Origin of the sequence: Roseomonas marmotae, from assembly GCF_017654485.1 — a bacterium.
In the GTDB taxonomy this organism is placed as follows: Bacteria; Pseudomonadota; Alphaproteobacteria; order Acetobacterales; family Acetobacteraceae; genus Pseudoroseomonas; species Pseudoroseomonas marmotae.
Genome location: NZ_CP061091.1, coordinates 2,554,748 through 2,574,189, shown reverse-complemented (window position 1 = coordinate 2,574,189; position 19,442 = coordinate 2,554,748). Strand labels below are relative to the sequence as shown.

Annotated in this window: 16 protein-coding genes; 10 read left to right on the top strand and 6 right to left on the bottom strand. The window is 68.8% G+C overall.

Annotation, left to right across the window (positions count from 1 at the left end; all coding sequences use genetic code 11):
• The first annotated feature begins 13 nt into the window (after nucleotides 1-13).
• The 6 genes from IAI58_RS12195 (at nucleotide 14) to IAI58_RS12170 (ending at nucleotide 7,874) form a co-directional block, all read left to right on the top strand.
• Entirely contained in the window at nucleotides 14-814 is an 801-nt protein-coding gene (locus IAI58_RS12195; RefSeq protein ID WP_207445521.1) for a DUF1206 domain-containing protein, read from the top strand.
• A 39-nt stretch (nucleotides 815-853) separates the two neighbouring features.
• Nucleotides 854-1,843 carry a phosphotransferase enzyme family protein gene (locus IAI58_RS12190; protein ID WP_207445522.1) on the top strand — a complete coding sequence of 330 codons (990 nt, stop codon included), beginning with the start codon at nucleotides 854-856 and terminating at the stop codon, nucleotides 1,841-1,843.
• Nucleotides 1,844-1,961: 118 nt separating this feature from the next.
• Nucleotides 1,962-4,049: a hydantoinase/oxoprolinase family protein gene (locus tag IAI58_RS12185; protein ID WP_237182213.1), complete on the top strand. Its 2,088-nt coding sequence runs from the start codon at nucleotides 1,962-1,964 to the stop codon at nucleotides 4,047-4,049.
• On the top strand, nucleotides 4,046-5,701 hold the full coding sequence (locus IAI58_RS12180) for a hydantoinase B/oxoprolinase family protein (RefSeq protein ID WP_207445523.1): 1,656 nt from the start codon (nucleotides 4,046-4,048) through the stop codon (nucleotides 5,699-5,701). Before IAI58_RS12185 ends, IAI58_RS12180 begins: the two co-directional genes overlap by 4 nt.
• 153 nt (nucleotides 5,702-5,854) lie before the next feature.
• Nucleotides 5,855-6,931, top strand: a complete 1,077-nt coding sequence (locus IAI58_RS12175) for an IS5 family transposase (RefSeq protein ID WP_208775950.1) — start codon at nucleotides 5,855-5,857, stop codon at nucleotides 6,929-6,931.
• 565 nt (nucleotides 6,932-7,496) lie between these two features.
• Nucleotides 7,497-7,874 carry a hypothetical protein gene (locus IAI58_RS12170; RefSeq protein WP_207445524.1) on the top strand — a complete coding sequence of 126 codons (378 nt, stop codon included), beginning with the start codon at nucleotides 7,497-7,499 and terminating at the stop codon, nucleotides 7,872-7,874.
• Between the two features lie 96 nt (nucleotides 7,875-7,970).
• Here IAI58_RS12170 and IAI58_RS12165 read toward each other — a convergent pair whose 3' ends face one another.
• Nucleotides 7,971-9,245 (bottom strand): amidase, encoded by a 1,275-nt coding sequence (locus tag IAI58_RS12165; protein WP_208775949.1) that lies wholly within the window; start codon nucleotides 9,243-9,245, stop codon nucleotides 7,971-7,973.
• A gap of 126 nt (nucleotides 9,246-9,371) precedes the next feature.
• Here IAI58_RS12165 and IAI58_RS12160 point away from each other — a divergent pair, with 126 nt between their 5' ends.
• Entirely contained in the window at nucleotides 9,372-9,824 is a 453-nt protein-coding gene (locus IAI58_RS12160; protein ID WP_207445526.1) for a GNAT family N-acetyltransferase, read from the top strand.
• On the opposite strand, the gene IAI58_RS12155 is transcribed toward IAI58_RS12160, so the two are convergent.
• The 5 genes from IAI58_RS12155 to IAI58_RS12135 form a co-directional block, all read right to left on the bottom strand.
• Nucleotides 9,821-10,921: an IS630 family transposase gene (locus IAI58_RS12155; RefSeq protein WP_208775915.1), complete on the bottom strand. Its 1,101-nt coding sequence runs from the start codon at nucleotides 10,919-10,921 to the stop codon at nucleotides 9,821-9,823. The genes IAI58_RS12160 and IAI58_RS12155 overlap by 4 nt on opposite strands.
• A 73-nt stretch (nucleotides 10,922-10,994) precedes the next feature.
• Entirely contained in the window at nucleotides 10,995-12,236 is a 1,242-nt protein-coding gene (locus tag IAI58_RS12150; protein ID WP_208775948.1) for a Gfo/Idh/MocA family protein, read from the bottom strand.
• 23 nt (nucleotides 12,237-12,259) lie between these two features.
• Nucleotides 12,260-13,126 (bottom strand): ABC transporter permease, encoded by an 867-nt coding sequence (locus IAI58_RS12145; RefSeq protein WP_207450778.1) that lies wholly within the window; start codon nucleotides 13,124-13,126, stop codon nucleotides 12,260-12,262.
• Nucleotides 13,123-14,064, bottom strand: coding sequence for an ABC transporter permease (locus IAI58_RS12140; RefSeq protein ID WP_207450776.1), 942 nt, complete (start codon nucleotides 14,062-14,064; stop codon nucleotides 13,123-13,125). The genes IAI58_RS12145 and IAI58_RS12140 overlap by 4 nt, the downstream gene beginning before the upstream one ends.
• Nucleotides 14,065-14,082: 18 nt before the next feature.
• Nucleotides 14,083-15,609, bottom strand: coding sequence for an ABC transporter substrate-binding protein (locus IAI58_RS12135; protein ID WP_207450774.1), 1,527 nt, complete (start codon nucleotides 15,607-15,609; stop codon nucleotides 14,083-14,085).
• 197 nt (nucleotides 15,610-15,806) lie between these two features.
• Here IAI58_RS12135 and IAI58_RS12130 point away from each other — a divergent pair, with 197 nt between their 5' ends.
• From IAI58_RS12130 to IAI58_RS12120, 3 genes are read left to right on the top strand one after another with little or no spacing between them, the layout of a single operon-like run.
• A complete protein-coding gene (locus IAI58_RS12130; RefSeq protein ID WP_207450772.1) occupies nucleotides 15,807-17,024 on the top strand; it encodes an ROK family transcriptional regulator in 1,218 nt (405 codons plus the stop codon).
• Nucleotides 17,021-17,797: a glucosamine-6-phosphate deaminase gene (gene nagB / locus IAI58_RS12125; protein ID WP_207450770.1), complete on the top strand. Its 777-nt coding sequence runs from the start codon at nucleotides 17,021-17,023 to the stop codon at nucleotides 17,795-17,797. The genes IAI58_RS12130 and nagB overlap by 4 nt, the downstream gene beginning before the upstream one ends.
• Nucleotides 17,798-17,825: 28 nt before the next feature.
• Nucleotides 17,826-19,439 (top strand): ABC transporter ATP-binding protein, encoded by a 1,614-nt coding sequence (locus IAI58_RS12120; protein WP_207450768.1) that lies wholly within the window; start codon nucleotides 17,826-17,828, stop codon nucleotides 19,437-19,439.
• Nucleotides 19,440-19,442 lie beyond the last annotated feature (3 nt).

The following is a 19,442-nucleotide window of genomic DNA, read 5'->3' as shown; positions in this document are numbered from 1 at the left end:
CGGAGAAAGCGCCATGCCGTCGCACCGCCACGCCCTCGAACTGCTCGCGCGCCTCGGCTATGCGGCGCGCGGGGTGGTCAACCTGATCATCGGGCTGCTGGCCTTCCTGGCCGCGCTGGGGCAGGGCGGGCAGACCACCGGCTCCAAGGGCGCTCTGCTCTCCCTGCTCAGTCATCCTTTCGGCGGCGTGCTGCTGGGGGTCGTGGCGCTGGGACTGTTCGGCTTCGCCCTCTGGCGTGGTTGCCAGTCCCTACTGGATGCCGACAGCAAGGGCCGCGGTGCCAAGGCCATGGTCGTGCGCGCCGGGCAGATGATCTCCGCCTTCACCTATGCCGGCCTTGGCATCTTCGCGGCGGCACTGATCATCGGCCGCGCCGTCGGCAGCACCGATGATGCACAGCAGGCACAGGACTGGAGCCGCTGGCTGATGGCGCATCCTTTCGGGGAGGTGCTGGTGGCATTGGCCGGGCTGGTGGTGGCGGGGGTCGGCGTCGGCATGCTGGTGCGGGCCCGGAAGGCGTCCTTCACGCGCCATCTGGAATGCCCGGAGCCGGCCGGAAGCTGGGTGGTGAAGCTCGGCCGCATCGGCTTCTCCGCGCGGGGTGTCGTGTTCCTGATCATCGGCGCCTTCCTGGTGATCGCGGCCTGGCAGTCGGACCCGGAGGAGGTGCGGGGGCTGAGCGGCGCGCTTCGGGCCTTGCAGGGGCAGCCCTTCGGCCGGGTGCTCTTCGGCATCGTGGCGCTGGGATTGGCGGCCTTCGGGATCTTCGAATTCGCCGAGGCCCGCTACCGGCGCATCCGCGCCCCCGGCTGAGGCTTCCCGCCACGGGATCGTTCCGCTACTGCGGGCAGGATGTATGAGGCGCCCTTCCTGGAGCATCTGCACCGCCTGCTGCGCGGCGCCCTGCCACGCTGGGGGCTGGCGGCGGATGCGCCGCTCTCGCTGCTGAACGTCTCGGAGAACGCCACCTTCCTGGCCGGGGAGGGCGCGGGCCGGCTGGTGCTGCGGGTCTATCGCAAGGGTTACCACCAGCCGGAGGAGATGGAATCCGAACTGGCCTGGATCGGTGCGCTGCGGGCGGCGGGGGTGGTGGAGACGCCCGCCCCCGTGCCGGCGCGGGATGGCAGGCTGTTGCAGGCGCTGGAGGATGGCGCCGCCACGCGCCACGCCGTGGCCTTCGCGCATATGGCGGGGCGGGAACCGGCGAGCGACCTGCCGCGCTGCTTCCGGCAACTGGGTGGCATCAGCGCCCGCCTGCATGCCCATGGCCGGGCCTGGGCGCCGCCTGCCGGCTTCACGCGCAAGCGCTGGGATCTCGGGACCATGTTGGGGCCCGATGGCCACTGGGGCGACTGGCGCGCCGCCACCGGGCTTGACGCCGATGGGGTGGCGCTGCTGGCGGATGTGGTGGAGGCGCTGCGGGGCATCCTCGCCCGCTATGGCGACGCACCCGAACGTTTCGGGCTGGTGCATGCCGACCTGCGCCTGACCAATCTGCTCGTGGAGGGCGAGCGGCTCGGCGTCATCGACTTCGATGACTGCGGCTTCTCATGGTATCTTTATGACTTCGCGGCCGCCGTAAGCTTCATGGAGGACGACCCGCTGGTGCCGGCACTGATGGCGGCCTGGGTCGACGGCTATCGCGCGGTGGCACCCCTGCCGGAGACGGAGGTGGCGCTGCTGCCGGCCTTCGTGATGCTGCGGCGGATGCTGCTGACGGCGTGGCTGGCGACCCATGCCGAGACGCCGACAGGGCAGGAACTGGGTGCCGGCTATACCGCCGGGACAGTGGCACTGGGCCGCGACTTCCTGCGGCGGCATCCTGGCATGATGGTTGCTTGAGCCTGGGTTCTCCGGGGCGTTCAGGTTTGGCGGGCGCTACAAGCTCTCTCGCCTTTCCGCCACGGGCCGTCCAAGCTGCGGAAGACTGAGCAGCCGCGCGTTTGAGGGGAGTTCCGCTTTGACGATTCCGCCACCCGTCCGCCTGGCCGCCGATATCGGCGGCACCTTCACCGATGTCGTGCTCGATATCGGCGGCGACCGGCGCACCCGCAAGGTGCTGACCACGCCTGCAGCGCCGGAGGAAGGGGTGCTGGAGGGTGTCTTGCTGGTACTGGAGGATGCGGGACTGCGCTTCTCCGACATCGATGTCTTTGTCCACGGCACCACCCTCGCCACCAACGCGATCATCGAGCGGCGCGGCGCGCGTACCGCGTTGATCGCGACTCAGGGATTCCGCGACGTGCTGGAGATCGGCACGGAAAGCCGTTATGACCAATATGACCTGACGCTGGAAAAGCCCGTGCCGCTGGTCCCGCGCGCCCTGCGCTTCACAGTGCCGGAGCGTGTGGATGCGGAAGGCATGATCCGACTGCCGCTGGATGAGGCAGCCGTGGCCGCCCTGGTGGCGGAACTGGAAAAGGCAGGGGTGCAGAGCGTCGCCTTCGCCTTCCTGCACGCCTACGCAAACCCGGTGCATGAGCAGCGCGCGGCGGCGGTGCTGAAGACGCTGATGCCAGGGCTTTCCATCACCATGGCGCATGAGGTCTGCCCGGAGGTGCGGGAATACGAACGCACCTCCACGGCCGTCGCCAATGCCTATGTGCAGCCGCTGATGGAAGGCTATCTGGGCCGGATGCGCGATGCGCTGCGGGCGCGGCAGTATCGTGGCGCGACCTATCTCGTGACATCCGGCGGCGGGCTGACGTCGCTGGAGACGGCGCAGAAGTTCCCGGTGCGTCTCGTGGAATCCGGGCCGGCCGGTGGTGCCATCTTCGCCGCGCAGATGGCGCTGCGGGCCAATGAACAGAAGGTGCTGTCCTTCGACATGGGCGGCACGACCGCGAAGATCTGCCTGATCGAGAATGGCGAGCCGGCGACCTCGCGTTTCTTCGAGGTGGACCGCACGGCCCGCTTCCTGAAGGGTTCGGGCCTGCCGCTGCGTATCCCCGTCATCGAGATGGTGGAGATCGGCGCGGGTGGCGGCTCCATCGCGCAGGTGGATGCCATGCAGCGCGTGACGGTGGGGCCGGAAAGCGCCTCCTCCGTGCCCGGCCCCGCCTGCTACGGGCGCGGCGGGGAGCGGCCGGCGGTGACGGACGCCGATGTGGCCATGGGACTGATCGCGCCGGAGGGATTCGCGGGCGGCAGCATGACGCTGCGGCCCGACCTCTCCCGCGATGCGCTGGGCCGGGAGATCGGGGAGAAGCTAGGCCTCTCGCCAGAGATGTCGGCTTACGCTGTCTATGAGATGGTCTGCGAGAACATGGCCAGCGCGGCCCGCGTGCATGCGGCGGAACGGGGGGCGGTGATCGGCCAGCACACCATGATCGCCTTCGGCGGCGCGGCGCCGCTGCACGCGGCGCGGGTGGCGGAGAAGGTGGGCGTCAGCCGCGTGCTGGTGCCGCCCAATGCCGGCGTCGGCTCCGCGGTCGGCTTCCTGGCGGCGCCCGTGGCCTATGAGATCGTCCGCTCCCGCCATGCACGGGTGGATGAGAGCTTCGACGGCGCCAGCGTCTCGGCGCTTTTCGCGGAGATGTCGGCGGCCGCGCGGGCGCTGGTGGAGCCGGGCGCACGCGGCGCCCCGCTGTTCGAGCGGCGGATGGCCTTCATGCGCTATGTGGGACAGGGGCATGAGATCACGGTGCTGCTGCCCAACCGCGACCTGACGGTGGCGGATGTGCCGGAGCTGCGCCGGATCTTCGAGGCCGAATATGCCGCGCAGTTCGCCCGCATCATCCCGTCCGCGGCGATCGAGGTGCTGAACTGGTCCGTGCTGGTCTCGACGGAAGCGAAGAAGCCGGAGGCCATGCCTGCCGTGGAACCGGCCCAGGCGCCGGAGCCCTCCGGCCTTCGCCTGATCTTCGACGGGCGCAGCGAGAGGCATGTGGAGGTGCCGGTCTATCAGCGCGCCGCCATGCCACCCGGAGCGGTCGTCCCTGGCCCAGTGGTGATCGCCGAGGACGAGACCACCACCTATGTCTCCGCCAGCTTTGACGCGCATATCGACGGCGCCGGCTGCATCGTGATGGAAAGGAAGGCGGCATGAGCACGCAACCCGGCCTGATCGACCTTCAGATCATGTGGAACCGCCTGATCGCCGTGGTGGGCGAGCAGGCGCAGGTGCTGATCCGCACCGCCTTCAGTCCGATCGTGCGGGAATGTGAGGATATCTCGGCAGGCGTCTTCGACCTGAAGGGGCGGATGCTGGCCCAGGCGGTGACCGGTACGCCCGGCCATATCAATTCCATGGCCGAGGCGGTGAAGCACTTCATCCGCCACTTCCCCATCGAGACGATGAAGGAAGGCGATGCCTATATCACCAACGACCCCTGGATGGGCACGGGGCACCTGAACGACTTCGTCATCACCACGCCCGCCTTCCACAAGGGCAAGCTGGTGGGGCTGTTTTCCTGCACCAGCCACCTGATGGACATCGGCGGCCTTGGCAACGGCCCCGAGGCCAGCGATGTCTTCATGGAGGGGCTCTACATCCCCATGCTGAAGCTCATCGACCAGGGGAAGGTCAATGAGACGCTGATGGCGATGATCCGAGCCAATACGCGGCTGCCGGTGGATACGGAGGGCGACACCTATTCGCTCGCCGCCTGCAACGATGTCGGCGTGCGCGCCCTCTCGGCCATGATGGACGAATTCGGCATCGATACGCTGGAGCCACTGGCGGAGCACATCATCACCCGGTCGCGCGAGGCGGTGCTGGCGGAAATCGCCAAGCTGCCCAAGGGCACCTGGCGGCATTCCATGATGGTCGACGGCTATGACCATCCGCTGACGCTGGAAGCGGCGCTGACGATTTCCGACGGCGGCATCCATGTCGATTTCACCGGCACGTCGGATGCGGCGAAGCGCGGCATCAACGTGCCCATCGCCTATACCACCGCCTATACCTGCTTTGGCCTGGGCTGCGTGGTGGCGGCGCATATCCCGAACAACGCGGGCTCCCTGGCTCCGCTGACCGTCTCGGCCCCGGCGGGCTGCATCCTGAACGCGCAGAAGCCGGCGCCCGTCTCGGCCCGCCACATCATCGGGCAGATGCTGCCGGACATGGTCTTCGGCTGCTTGCGGCAGGCCATTCCGGACCGCGTGCCGGCGGAGGGCACGTCCTGCATCTGGAACATCATCGTCCGGGGCGTGCGGCCGAGGATGGAAGGGCCGAACCACGGCTATGCCCTGGCCATCACCACCAATGGCGGCACCGGCGGCCGGCCGCGGCAGGACGGGCTTTCGGCCACCGCCTATCCTTCCGGCGTGCATGGGACACCGGTGGAGATCGCGGAGATCCAGTCGCCGCTGATGTTCTGGCGCAAGGAGTTCCGCCCGGATTCCGGCGGGGCCGGGCGCCAGCGCGGCGGCCTCGGCCAGATCATGGAAATCGAGAACCGCGACGACGCGCCCTTCGAGTTGCTCGCTTCCTTTGACCGCATCCAGTATCCGCCGCGCGGCCGGGATGGCGGCGCGGATGGGGCGGCGGGCTATGTCGGGCTGGGATCCGGGCAGGTGCTGCGGGGCAAGGGGTTGCAGGTCGTCCCCCCAGGGGAACGGTTGGTGGTGCTGACCCCCGGCGGCGGGGGGCTGGGTGACCCCACGGCACGCAATCCCGCCAGGGTCGCGGATGACCTGGGCAACGGGCTGATCTCCGCCGAGGCGGCGGCGCGGTACTATCGGATGGCGGCTGAATAGCGGCCTTCAGCTGGAGCCGGTGGGGTCCGGAACCACCGGCTCCACCGGCACATCCGGTCATCATGGCCGCCGCCGGCGGATGGACGCCTCTAAAAACCTCGCGGTTGACACGCTGAGCTGATTCAATGAGGTCAATCAGCGGAGGCAGTGGCGATGGCAGATCAGCCAGGCTTCTTCGATGTGGATGAGCGGTATGCAACGCTCTCTGCCGCGGGCGATCCGCTGGAGCGCCTTGCGGCAGTGGTCGACTTCGAGATCTTCCGCCCCGTACTGGATGCGGCGCTGAAGCGGTCAGATCGCGGCCGCGGCGGACGCCCACCGTATGATGCGGTGATGATGTTCCGCATCCTGGTGCTGCAGGCGCTCTACAGCCTCTCGGATGAGCAAGCAGAATTCCAGCTGCGGGACCGGCTGTCCTTCATGCGCTTTGCGGGTCTTGGCCTGCATCAGGCGGTGCCGGATGCCAAGACGATCTGGCTCTATCGCGAACAGCTCAAGCAGGCCGGTGCCATCGAGGGGCTGTTCCGCCGCTTTGATGAGGTGCTGGCGGCCAAGGGCTTTCTCGCCATGGGTGGGCAGATCATTGATGCCACCCTGATCGCCGCACCGCGCCAGCAGCTCACCATTGAGGAGAAAGCCACCATCCGCAACGGTGGCACGCCGGAAGGCTGGTCCCGTGCCAAGCGGGCGCAGAAGGACCGGGATGCGCGGTGGACGCTCAAGCGCGGCAGGACCAAGCCCAAACCAGAAGGCACGCAGCGCCAGGCCATCCAGATCGCGGTGCCCATCTTCGGCTACAAGAGCCATATCGGTATCGACCGGCGGCACGGGCTGATCCGCCGCTGGACAGTCACCGATGCCGCCCAGCATGACAGCCGCAGTTTTGTAGATCTGCTGGATCCCGAGAACACCGCCAGCCGCGTCTGGGCGGACACCGCCTACCGCACCAAGCGCAATCTGGAAGTGTTGGAGCGGCGCGGCCTGACCGAACGCATTCAGTTCCGCAGGCCACCGCGGCGTCAACTTTCCGAACAGCAGGCGAAGGCCAATGCCTTACGCGCCCGGATCCGCTCCGGCATCGAACATGTTTTCGCCGCCCAGAAGCACCGTATGAGGCTGTTCGTCCGCACGATCGGCATCGCACGGGCCCAGGTGAAGATCGGCATGGCCAATCTGGCCTATAACTTCGCCCGCCTCGCCTGGCTCAGCACCCGAGCTGCGCCCGCATAACCCCACCGCGCCCACGAAGAGCGGCACCCGCCGCCCAAAGCCGGTGACCCAGTCGGGTCAGCAGGGGCACGTCATGACCTGAGGCGACAACCCTGTTCACGAAACCAGCACAGCGACGGGTACTTCGAGGTGTCCGGATGCTCATGGCCGGGTGGCGTCGCGGAAGCGAAAGCCCTGTCCGCGCGACGTTGTGTTTTCACGTGCTGGACATAGATGGTGTCATGGGCCGTCGCGCTGTGGATATTGCTGCCTCCGATGCGGCTGGCAGGCGGCCTCGTGCCACTTCTGATGGGTGGCCGCGGCATGGCCTTACGATTTGGCCGCGTGGCGTGTCGTCACATGCACGGATGGCGCTGGTTTCAGTTTTCCGGCCCGGCTGCAGCCCGAAAGACAAGAAAAAATTTCAAGAATACAGCGTGGGTTTGATTACTAAAATACGTAGTCGGTTTCGAGAAACAATAGATAACAACTTCTTCCGAGACGGCGCGTTCACTCCTGGGTATTGATTTGGTGTTGCCGGCGATCTGCTTTGGTGGAACGCCGGTTTCTATAGGAAGGTGAAGCCATGAAGAAGTTTCTGATGCTGGGTGCTGGTATCGTGATGCTGGGCATGAGCGGCGTGGCTCTGGCCCAGGCGCCGACGCCGCCGGCTAATGCACCGGCGGCCCCGCAGGCTGAGGCCGAGCGCCCTGATCGCCCTGATCGCGCCGACCGTCACGATCGCTTCGGCCCAGGCGGGCGTGGCCCCGGGATGATGGGAATGCGCGGCCCTCATGGCCAGCGGGGCTTCGGCCCGCCGCCCTCCGATGCCGCGTCCTTCTCGATCAGGCACGGAGACACCAGCCTCCGCGTGCGCTGCGCCGAGGATGAATCCATGCAGGCCTGCGTGAATGCCGCTTCCGCTCTGCTGGACAAGGTCACCGCCTCCAGCACCGCGCGCTGAAGACTGGCGGGCGGGGCAACCGGGCCCCGCCCCCACACCCTTACGCCACGAGGATAGGCGGCCCCGCCCGGTCGCCTGGGGAGCATGCAGCATGGCCTAGCGGCCCAGCACGCCCTCCAGCCACCCGGCCCAGCCGAGCAGGGTGCGGTCCTCGCCATAAGGGGCCACAAGCTGCACCCCCACCGGCATTCCCGCCGCGCCCCGGCCAGCGGGAATGCTGATGCAGGGGGCGTGCAGCGCGGTCCAGAGCGCGTTGCAGATGGCGTCACCGGTCCAGCCGATCCCCTCGGGCGCCTCGTCCAGCGCGGCGGGGGTGAGGATGGCGTCGTATCCGGCCATGAAGTCCTTGAAGGCGGCGCGGGCGCTGGCGAAGGCCGCGCGAGCCTTGGCCAGGGCAGGGGCGGGCACGCCGGCCGCCCAGTCCAGATTCTGGGTCAGCACGGCGGAGATCTGCCGGGGATGCGTCATGCGTTCCCAGGCCAGGGCCTGCAGCGTCTCGGCGTTCATCACCACGGGATGCGCCTCGAACCCCGCCATGACGCCGGGCGGCAGTTCCAGCCGCGTGACGCGCGCCCCGGCCCGGCTGGCGGCATCCGCCACATCCTCCAGCAACCTGCGGGTGGCGGCAGGCAGGGCATCCCCGGCGGGGCCGATGCAGACGGCGAGGCGTGGCGCGGCGCCGGTGGCGCGCTGCGGGTCGCCCAGGTCCTGGCCCGTCAGCGCCTGGGCATAGAGCGCGCAATCCCCCACGCCGCGGCCGAAGACACCGATGGTATCGAGGCTTTCACTCATCACCTTCATGCCGGCACGGTGGATCAGGCCGAAGCTGGGCTTGAAGCCGGTGACGCCGCAGAAGGCCGCCGGCCGCAGCACGGAACCGCCGGTCTGCGTGCCGAGCGCCAGCGGGAAGAAGCCCGCCGCCACCCCCGCCGCCGAGCCGGAGGAGGAGCCGCCCGGCGTGCGCGAGGGGTTATGCGGGTTGGTGGTCGGGCCGGGATGGCGGGTGGCGAATTCCGTCGTCACCGTCTTGCCCATGATGATGCCGCCGGCCCGCCGCGTGGCCGCGACGGCATAGGAGTCGGCGCGCGGTTGGTGCCCCTGCCAGATCGGCGAGCCGTATTGCGAGGGCTGGTCCGCCGTATCCAGCACATCCTTCACCCCCACCGGCAGGCCGGCCAGAATGCCGGCGAGGGGGCGGGAGGCGGCGGCGCGGGCCAGGGCAGGATCGAAATGCACGAAGGCCCGCACCACCGGCTCCCGTTCCGCGATGCGGTCCAGGCAGGCTTCCAGCAGGGTTTCGGGGCGGAGGCTGCCGGCGTCGATACGCCGTGCGGCCTCGGTGGCGGAGAGGTCGGCGGGATTCGTGCTCATGCCGCGATGCTGCGTGTGGCGCGGCCGGAGGTCCAGTGTCCTGTTCAGCAGGCAGGCCGCCCGCTCGGTCTTTTGCTGGGTCGGGGTTAAGCTGGCGTGTGGATCGCTTCAGCGGGGGCTTGTCGGATGAGCGAAGAGGTCAGGATCGGGCCGGCATCGCAGGATGACCGCGCGGATTGGCTGGAGCTATGGGCGCAGTACTGCGCCTTTGGCGGCGCCGTATTGCCGCAGAACGTCACGGACACCACCTGGCGGCGCATCCTCGCGCCGCAGGAGCCGGTCCACTGCCTGCTGGCCCGCGACGCGTCCGGCAAGGCCGTCGGCTTCTGCAACTATGTCTGCCATCCCAATACCTGGAGCACGCAGACCGTCTGCTACCTCGAGGACCTTTTCGTGCATCCCGAGGCCCGCAGGATGGGCGTCGGCACGCGGCTGATCCAGGAACTTGCCGCGATCGGCCGCCGGGAGAACTGGCTGCGGATCTACTGGCACACCAAGACCGACAATCATCAGGCCCGCGCCGCCTATGACCGGATCGCTACGCGCACCGACCATCTGCGCTACGAGATCACTCTCTAGTGTCCTGATTCTGTAGTTCCTCCGATCTGCTGGGTGCGCTGGCAGAAGCGCTGTATGGCACCGAGGATGTCGTCGGCGGACTTGGTCCAGCGGAACGGTCTGGGATCGACGTTATGGGCTTCGATGAAGGCACGGATGTCGCGCTCGAGCGCCTGGGTGGAACGATGGATGCCGCGCCGGATCTGCTTGTCGGTGATGAGGGCGAAGAAGCGTTCGACCTGGTTGATCCAGGAGGCGCCGGTGGGCGTGAAATGGACATGCCAGCGCGGGCGCTTGAGCAGCCAGTCGCGGATCGGCTTGGTCTTGTGGGTGGCGTAGTTGTCCATCACGAGATGGACGTCGAGATCCTGGGGCACGGCTTTCTCCACCTGATCCAGGAACTTCCGGAACTCGGTGGAGCGGTGCTTAGGGTAGCAGTGGCCGATCACTGTCCCGGTCGCGATGTCGAGCGCTGCGAACAGCGAGGTAGTGCCGTGGCGGGTATAGTCGTGCGTGCGCCGCTCCGCCTGGCCGGGACGCATCGGCAGCAGGGGCTGGGTGCGGTCGAGCGCCTGGATCTGGGACTTCTCATCCACGCACAGCACCAGCGCGCGGTCCGGCGGTGCCAGGTAGAGCCCGACGATGTCGCGCACCTTCTCGACAAAGAGCGGGTCATTGGAGAGCTTGAAGGTCTCGCTCCGGTGCGGCTGCAGCCCGAAGGCCCGCCAGATGCGGTGGATGGTCGATGGCGCATACCCGACGGTCCGGGCCATGGAGCGCAGCGACCAATGCGTCGCACCTGGCGGCGTTGTTTCCAGCGTCAGCCGGATGGTATCGGCGATCGCGTCATCGCCGATCGTGCGCGGCGTGCCTGGTCTGGGCTCATCGAGCAACCCGTCCAGGCGATGCACGGCGAAGCGCCGACGCCACTTTGAAACCGTGTTGGCGTCCGCGCCGACCTCAGCGCTGATCGCCTTGTTCTCCAGACCCGCGGCGGCGGCCAACACAATGCGGGCCCGGCGCGCCATCGCCTGTCCGGTCTTGTGAGCCCGAGCCAGGGATTCCAGTTCCCGACGTTCGGCCTCACTCAGCCTAATCGTCACCGCCGGTTTGCCCATCGCGGCTCTCCCTACGATTACCTGCATGATCGTAGGAATTTCGCGATCAGGATACTAGCGATGCCGCCCGGGTTCAGCCCCGGGCGACGGGCGGGACGTAGTTCTCCAGATCCTCGGTGGCGATCTGCACCACACGGCCCAGCTCGGCCGAGCGGTAGAGCGCCATCAGCATCTGCACGACGGCCACGCCGTCATGGAAGGTTTCGGCCGGCATGGCGCCACGGCGGAAGGCCTCGACGAAGTGGTGGTTCTCCAGCGTGTAGCCATAGACACCGGCCTCGTCCTCCAGCACGGGCATCAGCCCCTGCTCGGCATTCTGCTTCTCGACCAGATCCTCGCCGGCGGAACCTTGCACAGCGCGGGAGAGGAAGACCTTCAGCCCCGTATTCAGCGATGAGAATTCCAGCGCGTATTCCGGCCCCAGCAGTTCCAGCGTGATCCGCAGGCCAGCACCGACATAGGCCCAGGATGTCGTGGCGTCGATCACCACGGGGTTGCCGTCAGGGTCCTCCAGCGTCAGCACCCCATGGGCGAAGTCCTCGGCGGGGCGGCGGGTGTAATCCACCTCGGCGCCCATGCGGCGCTTCAGATCCTCGGCATAGGCGGGGCGGCGCCACTTCACGGTGGCCAGGCTGGCATTGGCCGAGACCAGCTTCAGCGCATCACGTGGCTCGTCGGGCGCGGTCAGCAGGAAGCGCGCGACCTCCACGCTGTGGCACATCATGTCCGAGAGCACGCCGCCGCCCTGCTTCTCGCCCTGCCAGAACCAGGGCTCATGCGGGCCGGAATGCTCCTCGGCGGCGCGGGCGATATAGGGGCGGCCGGTGCCGGGCACGGCGCGGCGCCAGATGATGTCCTTGCCGCGCAGCACGGCGGTCGAGAAAAGCTGGTTTTCCAGATAGCCATGCAGCAGCCCGGCATCCTCGGCCAGCCGCAGCATCTCCCGCGCCTCGGCCAGCGTGCGGGCCAGCGGCTTCTCGCAGGCCACGGCGCGCAGGCCGGAGCGGCCGGAGGTGACGGCGGCGTGGATGGCGCGCATCGTTTCCAGCCGCGTGTTGTTGGGCGCGGCGATCCAGACCGCATCCACCGCGCCGGATTCCAGCATGGCCTCCAGCGAGGAGAAGGCAGCGCAATCGCCCAGCTCCATCTCCCGCGCACGGGCGGCGAAAGCCTCCCGCCGCTCGGCGCGCGGACTGAAGACGCCGGTGACGGCGACATTGCGTACGCCCACCAGCGCCTGCAGGTGGAAATGGGCGATGAAGCCGGAGCCGACGAAGCCGATGCGGAGGAGGGGAAGCACGCTCTGCGTCATCATCGGACTCCTTGCATCGTGCCGCGTCAGTCGCGGGGGTTCAGAAGATCGTTCAGCGCATCACCCAGCAGGTTGAAGCCGATCACCACCACCACGATGGCGAGGCCGGGCCAGACGGCCATCCAGGGCGCGTCCACCAGGAACTGCCGCGCCGAATCCAGCATGGAGCCCCAGGAGGGGTCGGGCGGTGGCTGGCCCAGGCCGAGGAAGGCCAGGCTGGCCTCGGCGAGCACAGCAATGGCGGTGGTCAGCGTCGCCTGGACGATGATGGGCGGCAGGATGTTCGGCAGGATGTGGAAGACCAGGATGCTGCCATGGCCCAGGCCCTGGGAGATGGAGGCGCTGACATAGTCCTCGGCGCGCACCGACAGCGTCTGCCCGCGCGCCAGGCGGATGAAGATGGGCATGGCGGAGATGCCGATGGCGATCATGGCATTCTCCAGCGAGGCGCCGAGGAAGGCCGCCAGCGCGATGGCCAGCACCAGGAAGGGACAGGCCAGCAGCGCATCCGTGACCTGGGAGATGGCCATATCCGTGAAGCCGCCGAAATAGCCGGCCAGCACGCCCAGCGGCACCCCCAGCAGCAGCGCGATGACGACCGAGATCAGCCCCGCCGCCAGCGAGGCCCGCGCGCCGTAGATGACGCGGGAGAGCACGTCGCGCCCGAGGTCGTCGGTGCCGAAGAGATGCGCGGCGCTGGGTGCCTCCCGCACCGCCATCCAGTCCGAGGCGTTGGGGTCGTAGGGCGCGATCAGCGGCGCCAGCAGGGCCAGCAGCACGAAGGCCAGCACGATCAGCCCGCCGCCGATGGCCGCGGGCTCCCGCAGCAGGCGCCGCCAGCCGGTGCGCGGCGGGGGTGGCGCCGCTTCTTCCAGGCTCGCGATATCGCTCATGCGCGCAGCCTCGGGTTCAGGGCCATGTAGAGAAGATCCGCCAGCAGCGTCATCAGCAGGAAGAAGGCGGCGGAGCACATCACCACCGCCTGCACCACGGCATAGTCGCGCGAGAAGACGCCATCGACGATCATCTTGCCGAAGCCGGGGATGCCGAAGACCTGCTCGGTCAGCACGGCACCGGAGAGGAGCTGGCCGAATTGCAGCGTGCCCAGCGTCACCACCGGGATCAGCCCGTTCCGCAGCGCGTGGCGCACCACCACGATCCGCTCCCGCAGCCCCTTGGCGCGGGCGGTGCGGACGAAATCCTGCTTCAGCACCGTCAGCATGGAGGAGCGGGTATGCCGCATCAGGATGGCGGCGGAGGCGGTGCCCAGCACCACGGCCGGCATGACCATGGTGCGGAGGTTGGCGACGGGGTCCTCGAAGAAAGGCACATATCCGCCCGAGGGCAGCAGGCCCAGGGACACCGAGAAGGCCAGGATCAGCATGATGCCCAGCCAGAAGGAGGGGATGGACAGCCCCGCCAGCCCTACGACGCTGACGAGGTAATCCGCGAGCGAACCCCGGCGCAGCGCCGCCAGCACGCCCAGCGGAATGCCCAGCGCCACGGCCAGCAGCATGGAGAGGAAGGCGAGCTCGAAGGTGACGGGCAGCTTCTCCAGCACCATGCGCCCGATGGGCAACTGGGTGCGGACGGAGATGCCGAGGTCGCCCTGCAGGAAGGCCTTCAGCCAGGCCCAGTACTGCACGGGCAGCGGCTGGTCGAACTGATACTTGGCTCGGAGGAAGGCGATGACCTGGGGGTTCTGCTCCTCGCCCGCCAGGGCCACCGCCGGGTCGCCCGGCAGCAGGCGCTGCAAGGCGAAGACCAGCACCGAGACCACCAGCAGCGTCACGATCGCCGCCAGCAGCCGGCGCAGCAGAAGCCTGCCCATGTCCCCGCGCCGCCGCCGTCAGCGCGCCGGGGCGACGCCGGTCAGGCGCAGCAGCCCGTCCGGATAGACGGTGATGCCCGTGACATTCGCCCGCGCGCCGACGAACCAGTTGGGGTGATAGAGCGGGATGCTCGGCAGGTCAGCCAGATACATGCCGCTTGCCTGCTCATAGAGCGCCTTGCGCTTCGCGGTGTCCGTCTCCGCCCGCGCCTGGTCCAGCACGCCCTGGAGCGCACGGTTGCAGTATTTGTTCACGTTCTGCCCGCCCTCGCAGGAGAAGAAGGCGTAAAGCGTGCCATCCGGGTCTCCGCGGCCGCTCCAGTTGCCGATATAGGCCTCGAAGTTGCCGGCGAGGTAGCGCTGGATGGCCGTGGTGGTCTCCAGCGGCACCAGCTTGATGTCGAAGCCGGCTTCCTTGGCCATGGACTGGATGATCTGCGCGACGCGCGCATCGGTCGGCGCATTCTCGAAGGTCAGTTCCACCGGCACCGTCGTCACGCCCGCCTGCGCCAGCAGCGCCTTGGCCGCCGCCACGTCCCGCGCGGGCATGGGGTGCTGCGTGGAGCGGAAGGGGTCGCTCAGCGGCAGCATCTGGTTATCGGGCGCGTTTTCTCCGCCAAAGGCCACGCGGTTGATGACGTTGCGGTCCAGCGCCAGTTCCAGCGCCTTCCGCAGCCGGGCGTCCTTGACGATGGGCGCACTGGCGCGGTCGGTGCCGCCGACATTGATCATGAGATGCGAGACGCCGAGGCCGGAAGCGGTGTGCAGCCCGAGGTTCCTGTCCTCCCGAACCGTCTTCAGGTCGGTCGGCGCCAGGCGCTCCGCCACATCCAGGTCGCCGGCGCGGAGGCGGGAGAGGCGGACGGTGGTGTCGGGGATGAAGGCATAGGTGACGGCGTCGTAGCCATGCCGGGCGGCGTCATAATGGCCCTGGTACTTGGTCAGGCGGATGATGTCGCGCGCCCGGCGCTCGGCGAAGCGGTAGGGGCCGGCGCAGACGGGGTTGGCCGCGAAATCCGGTTTCGCGGCGGCGGCGGGGGAGACCATCATGCCCGCGCGGTCGCTGAGCACGGAGAGCAGCGGGGCGAATGGCGCCTTCAGCACCAGCCGCACCTTGTCCGGCGCGATCACCTCCACACCCGAGACCGGCGACAACTCCGCCTTGCGGCGGCTGTCCGGCATGGTCTGCATGCGCTCGATGTTGAACTTCACTGCCTCGGCATCGAAGGGCGTGCCGTCATGGAAGGTGACGCCCTGGCGCAGGGTGAAGGTGATGCCACGACCGTCGGGCGCCACCTCCCAGCTTTGCGCCAGCTGCGGCACGATGCTCAGGTCGGGACCGATATCCACGAGCTTGTCGCAGAGCGCGGCGAAGACAAAGCGGCCGGCATAGGTGCCGCTGGTGGCGGGGTCGAGTGCATCCGGGTCATCCTGGATGCCGACGCGCAGCGTGCTGCCCTGCGCGGCGGCGGGACCCGGCGCCTGCGCGACAAGCGCGGTGATGGCCAGCCCGGCCATAAGTGCCAGAGAGCGTCGCTGCTGCATCCAGAGGGTCCTCCGTCGGGATCGCTCGCCCGAGCGATGCTGCATGGCAGTCATGCATGCGTGAGCGAGTTTGTAAAGCATCTGGACGAAATGCGAGGAGTTCTGGGTTTTCAGGCGGTGCCTTCGGACGGTCCTCGTTGACATCATCAGAGTTCCAGCACAGCTTCGTCCACGATCCTGACGAAATACCGGGGAAGATGACCCTGACTTCTCAGCCAGCCTCGGTCGCGCGGCAGCTTTCGGTCCGCTCCATCATGGAAACCCTGTTGCGCCAGGGCCCGGTCTCGCGCGCGGAGCTGGCGCGGCTCACCGGCCTCTCCAAGCAGACGGCAACCGAGGTAGTGCGTGTGCTGGAAAGCGGTGGCTGGATTCGTCCCGATGGCCAGACTCAGGGCGCGCTTGGCCGCAGCGCGGTGACCTATACACTGGAAACCCGCGCCGCCTTCGTGGCGGGCATCGACCTCGGCGGCACCAAGATCCGCCTGGCGCTGGCCGACCTGGCAGGTACCGTGGTGGGGGAAGCGGTGGAGCCCACCGACCGCCGGGGCGGGGAGCATGTCATCACGCAGATCGGCGCCCTGACCGACCGCGTGGCGGCGCAGGCGGACATGCCGGCGGGTGCCTTGCGTGGCGCGACCCTGGGTTGCCCCGGCGTGCTGGAGCCCGCCACGGGGGCTGTGACCATCGCACCGAACATTCCGGGCTTCGACCGTCTGGATGTCCTGCGCGTGCTGGAGGAACGGCTGGGTTGCCCGGTCAGCGTCGAGAACGACGTCAACCTCGCCGCCAAGGGTGAGCAGTGGCAGGGCTGCTGCCAGGATGTGCGGGATTTCGCCTTCATCGCCCTGGGCACGGGCGTCGGCATGGGTATTGTCGCCAATGGGCAGCTGCTGCGCGGCGCCGGCGGCGCGGCAGGGGAAATCGCCTATCTGCCGCTGGGCGGCGATCCTTTCGACAGCCGCGGCTACCGCTATGGCACACTGGAAACCGCCCTGAGCAGCGAGGCGCTGCTTGGCCGCTATCGGGGCTTCGGTGGCACGGGGGCCCAGGATGTGCGCGGCATCTTCGACTGCCTGGGCGAAGGCGATGCCGCCGCCGCCGCGACGATGGACGAGGCCGCGCGGCTGCTGGTGCAGGCACTGATGGCTGTGCGCGCGCTGCTGGACCCTGCCCGGATCGTGCTGGGCGGCAGCGTCGGCGCGCGGGTGGAACTGGCGGAGCGGGTGCGCGCCCTGGCCGCGCGCTACATGCGCTCTCCCATGCCGATCGACACCAGTGCCCTGGGCAGCCGCGCGGCGGTGGTGGGTGCCGTGGGCATGGCGCTGACGCGGCTGCATGCGGGGCTCTTCGGTCTTTCGGACCTGCCACACGATTCCCGCCTGCCGGCGGCCCCGGCCCTTCCGGTGCCCGCATGAGCGGCCTGCCGCGCCTGGTGGTGCGACCGGATGCGGCGGCCGTGGCGCGGCTGGCCGCCGGCCGCATCGCAGCCCGGCTGCGGGAGGCGCCGGACATGGTGCTGGGCCTGGCCACCGGCGGCACCATGCTGCCGGTCTACGACGCCCTGGTCGCGCTGCACCGCGCGGGCCAGGCGCCATTGCAGCAGGCCAGCAGCTTCAACCTTGATGAATATGTCGGCCTGCCGCCCGATCACCCATCCTCCTATGCCTGGTTCATGCGGGAAGCGTTGTTCCGCCATGTGGGGATGGATACCGCCCGCGCGCATCTGCCTGACGGGATGGCGCCCGATCCGCAGGCCGAGGCGGATCGCTACGAAGCCGGCATCGCCGCCGCGGGCGGTATCGCGCTGCAACTGCTGGGGCTGGGCCGCAACGGGCATATCGGCTTCAACGAACCCGGCTCTTCCTTCGCCTCCCGCAGCCGGGTGGTGAGGCTGGCTGCGCATACCCGTGCCGACAACCAGCGCTTCTTCCCCGCCGGGGAGGCAGTGCCGGAGCGCGCCATCACCATGGGTATCGCCACCATCCTGGAGGCGCGGGAGATCCTGCTGGTCGTCACCGGCGCCGCCAAGGCGCCAACGCTGGGCCGCGCCCTGCTGCAGCCGCCTGCGGAGGATTGCCCCGCCTCAGCCCTTCAGACGCATGGCGCGGTGACCGTGCTGTGCGACGAGGCCGCCGCCGTGGCCCTGCCGGCGGAAATGCGGGAGCGGGGGATGCGCGAGGATGCGTGAGACCCAGACCGAGCGTGGAGAGGCTCCCATGGCCAGTCCACTGGTTGAACTGCGCGACCTGAGCCTGGCGCTGCCGGGCGGCGCCGACCGCGCGCTCGGCGTCAGCGGCGTTTCCTTCCGGCTCGAGAAGGGGGAAATCCTCTGCCTCGTCGGCGAATCCGGCTCGGGCAAGTCGCTCTGCGCCCAGGCCCTGATGGGACTGCTGCCGCGCAGCATCCGCCCGGCCGGCGGCAGGGTGGAATTCGAGGGGCGCGACCTGCTGTCGCTGGATGCTGAGGGATGGCGGGAGTTGCGCGGCCGCCGCATCGCCATGATCTTTCAGGAGCCGATGACGGCGCTGAACCCGGTGATGCGCGTGGGCGAGCAGATCGCCGAGATGTTCGAGGCGCATGGCCTGCTGACCCCGCGCGCGCGCCGCGAACGCGCGCTGGAACTGGCGCGGGAGGTCGGACTACCGGACCCGGAGCGCCTGCTGCGTGCCTATCCGCACCAGCTCTCAGGCGGACAGCGGCAGCGGGTGATGATTGCCATGGCGCTGGCGCTGGAACCGGCGCTGCTGATCGCCGATGAGCCGACCACGGCACTGGATGTCACGACCCAGGCGCAGATCCTGCGGCTGATCGCGCAGCTGCAGCGGCGGCATGGCATGGGCATCGTCTTCATCACCCATGATTTCGGCGTGGTGCGGGAGATCGCCGACCGGGTCGTGGTGCTGCGGAAGGGCGTGGCGGTGGAGCAGGGGCCCGCCGCCAAGGTGCTGGAGGCGCCCTGCCATCCCTATACCCGCGCGCTGCTGGATGCCGTGCCCTCGCTGGAGCCGCCGCCGCGCCCCCGGCGCGCGGAGCAGCGCGCGGGCTGCGTCGTCACCGGGCTGTGCAAGACCTATATCGCCCGAGGCGGATGGCTGGCGCCGCCGCGCATCGTGCCCGCTGTGCAGAATGTGACCTTCAGCATCGCCCGCGGCGAGACGCTGGGGCTGGTGGGGGAATCCGGCTCGGGTAAGTCTACGGTGGCGAGGCTGCTGACGCGGCTGTCCGAGCCGGATGCGGGGCATGTGGATATCGGCGGCGCGGATTTCGGCACCGCCCATGGCCGCGCGCTGCGCGAGATGCGCCGCCGCGTGCAGATGGTCTTCCAGGACCCCTTCGCCTCCCTGAACCCGCGCCGCAAGGTGGGCCACAGCATTTCAGACGGGCTGGTGGCCGCCGGGATGCCCCGCGCGGCGGCGCTGGAGCGCGCGCGGCAACTGCTGGAGCGCGTGGGGCTGGAGGCGAGGGTCGCCGGCCGCTACCCGCATGAATTCTCAGGCGGCCAGCGCCAGCGCATCGGCATCGCCCGCGCCCTGGCGCTGGAGCCGGAGGTGCTGGTGGCGGATGAGCCGGTCTCGGCGCTGGATGTCTCCGTGCAGAAGCAGGTTCTGGAACTGCTGGAGGAACTGAAGCAGCAGTTGCAACTGGCCGTGCTCTTCATCACGCATGACCTGCATGTGGCGGCGCAGGTCTGCGACCGGATCGCCGTGATGCAGCGCGGCCGTATCATCGAGATCGGCCCGGCGGCGGAGCTGCTGAAGTCGCCACGCGAGGCCTATACACGGCAGCTCCTGGACGCCATTCCCGGCCGCGCCACCCACGCCGCCGGCTGAGGG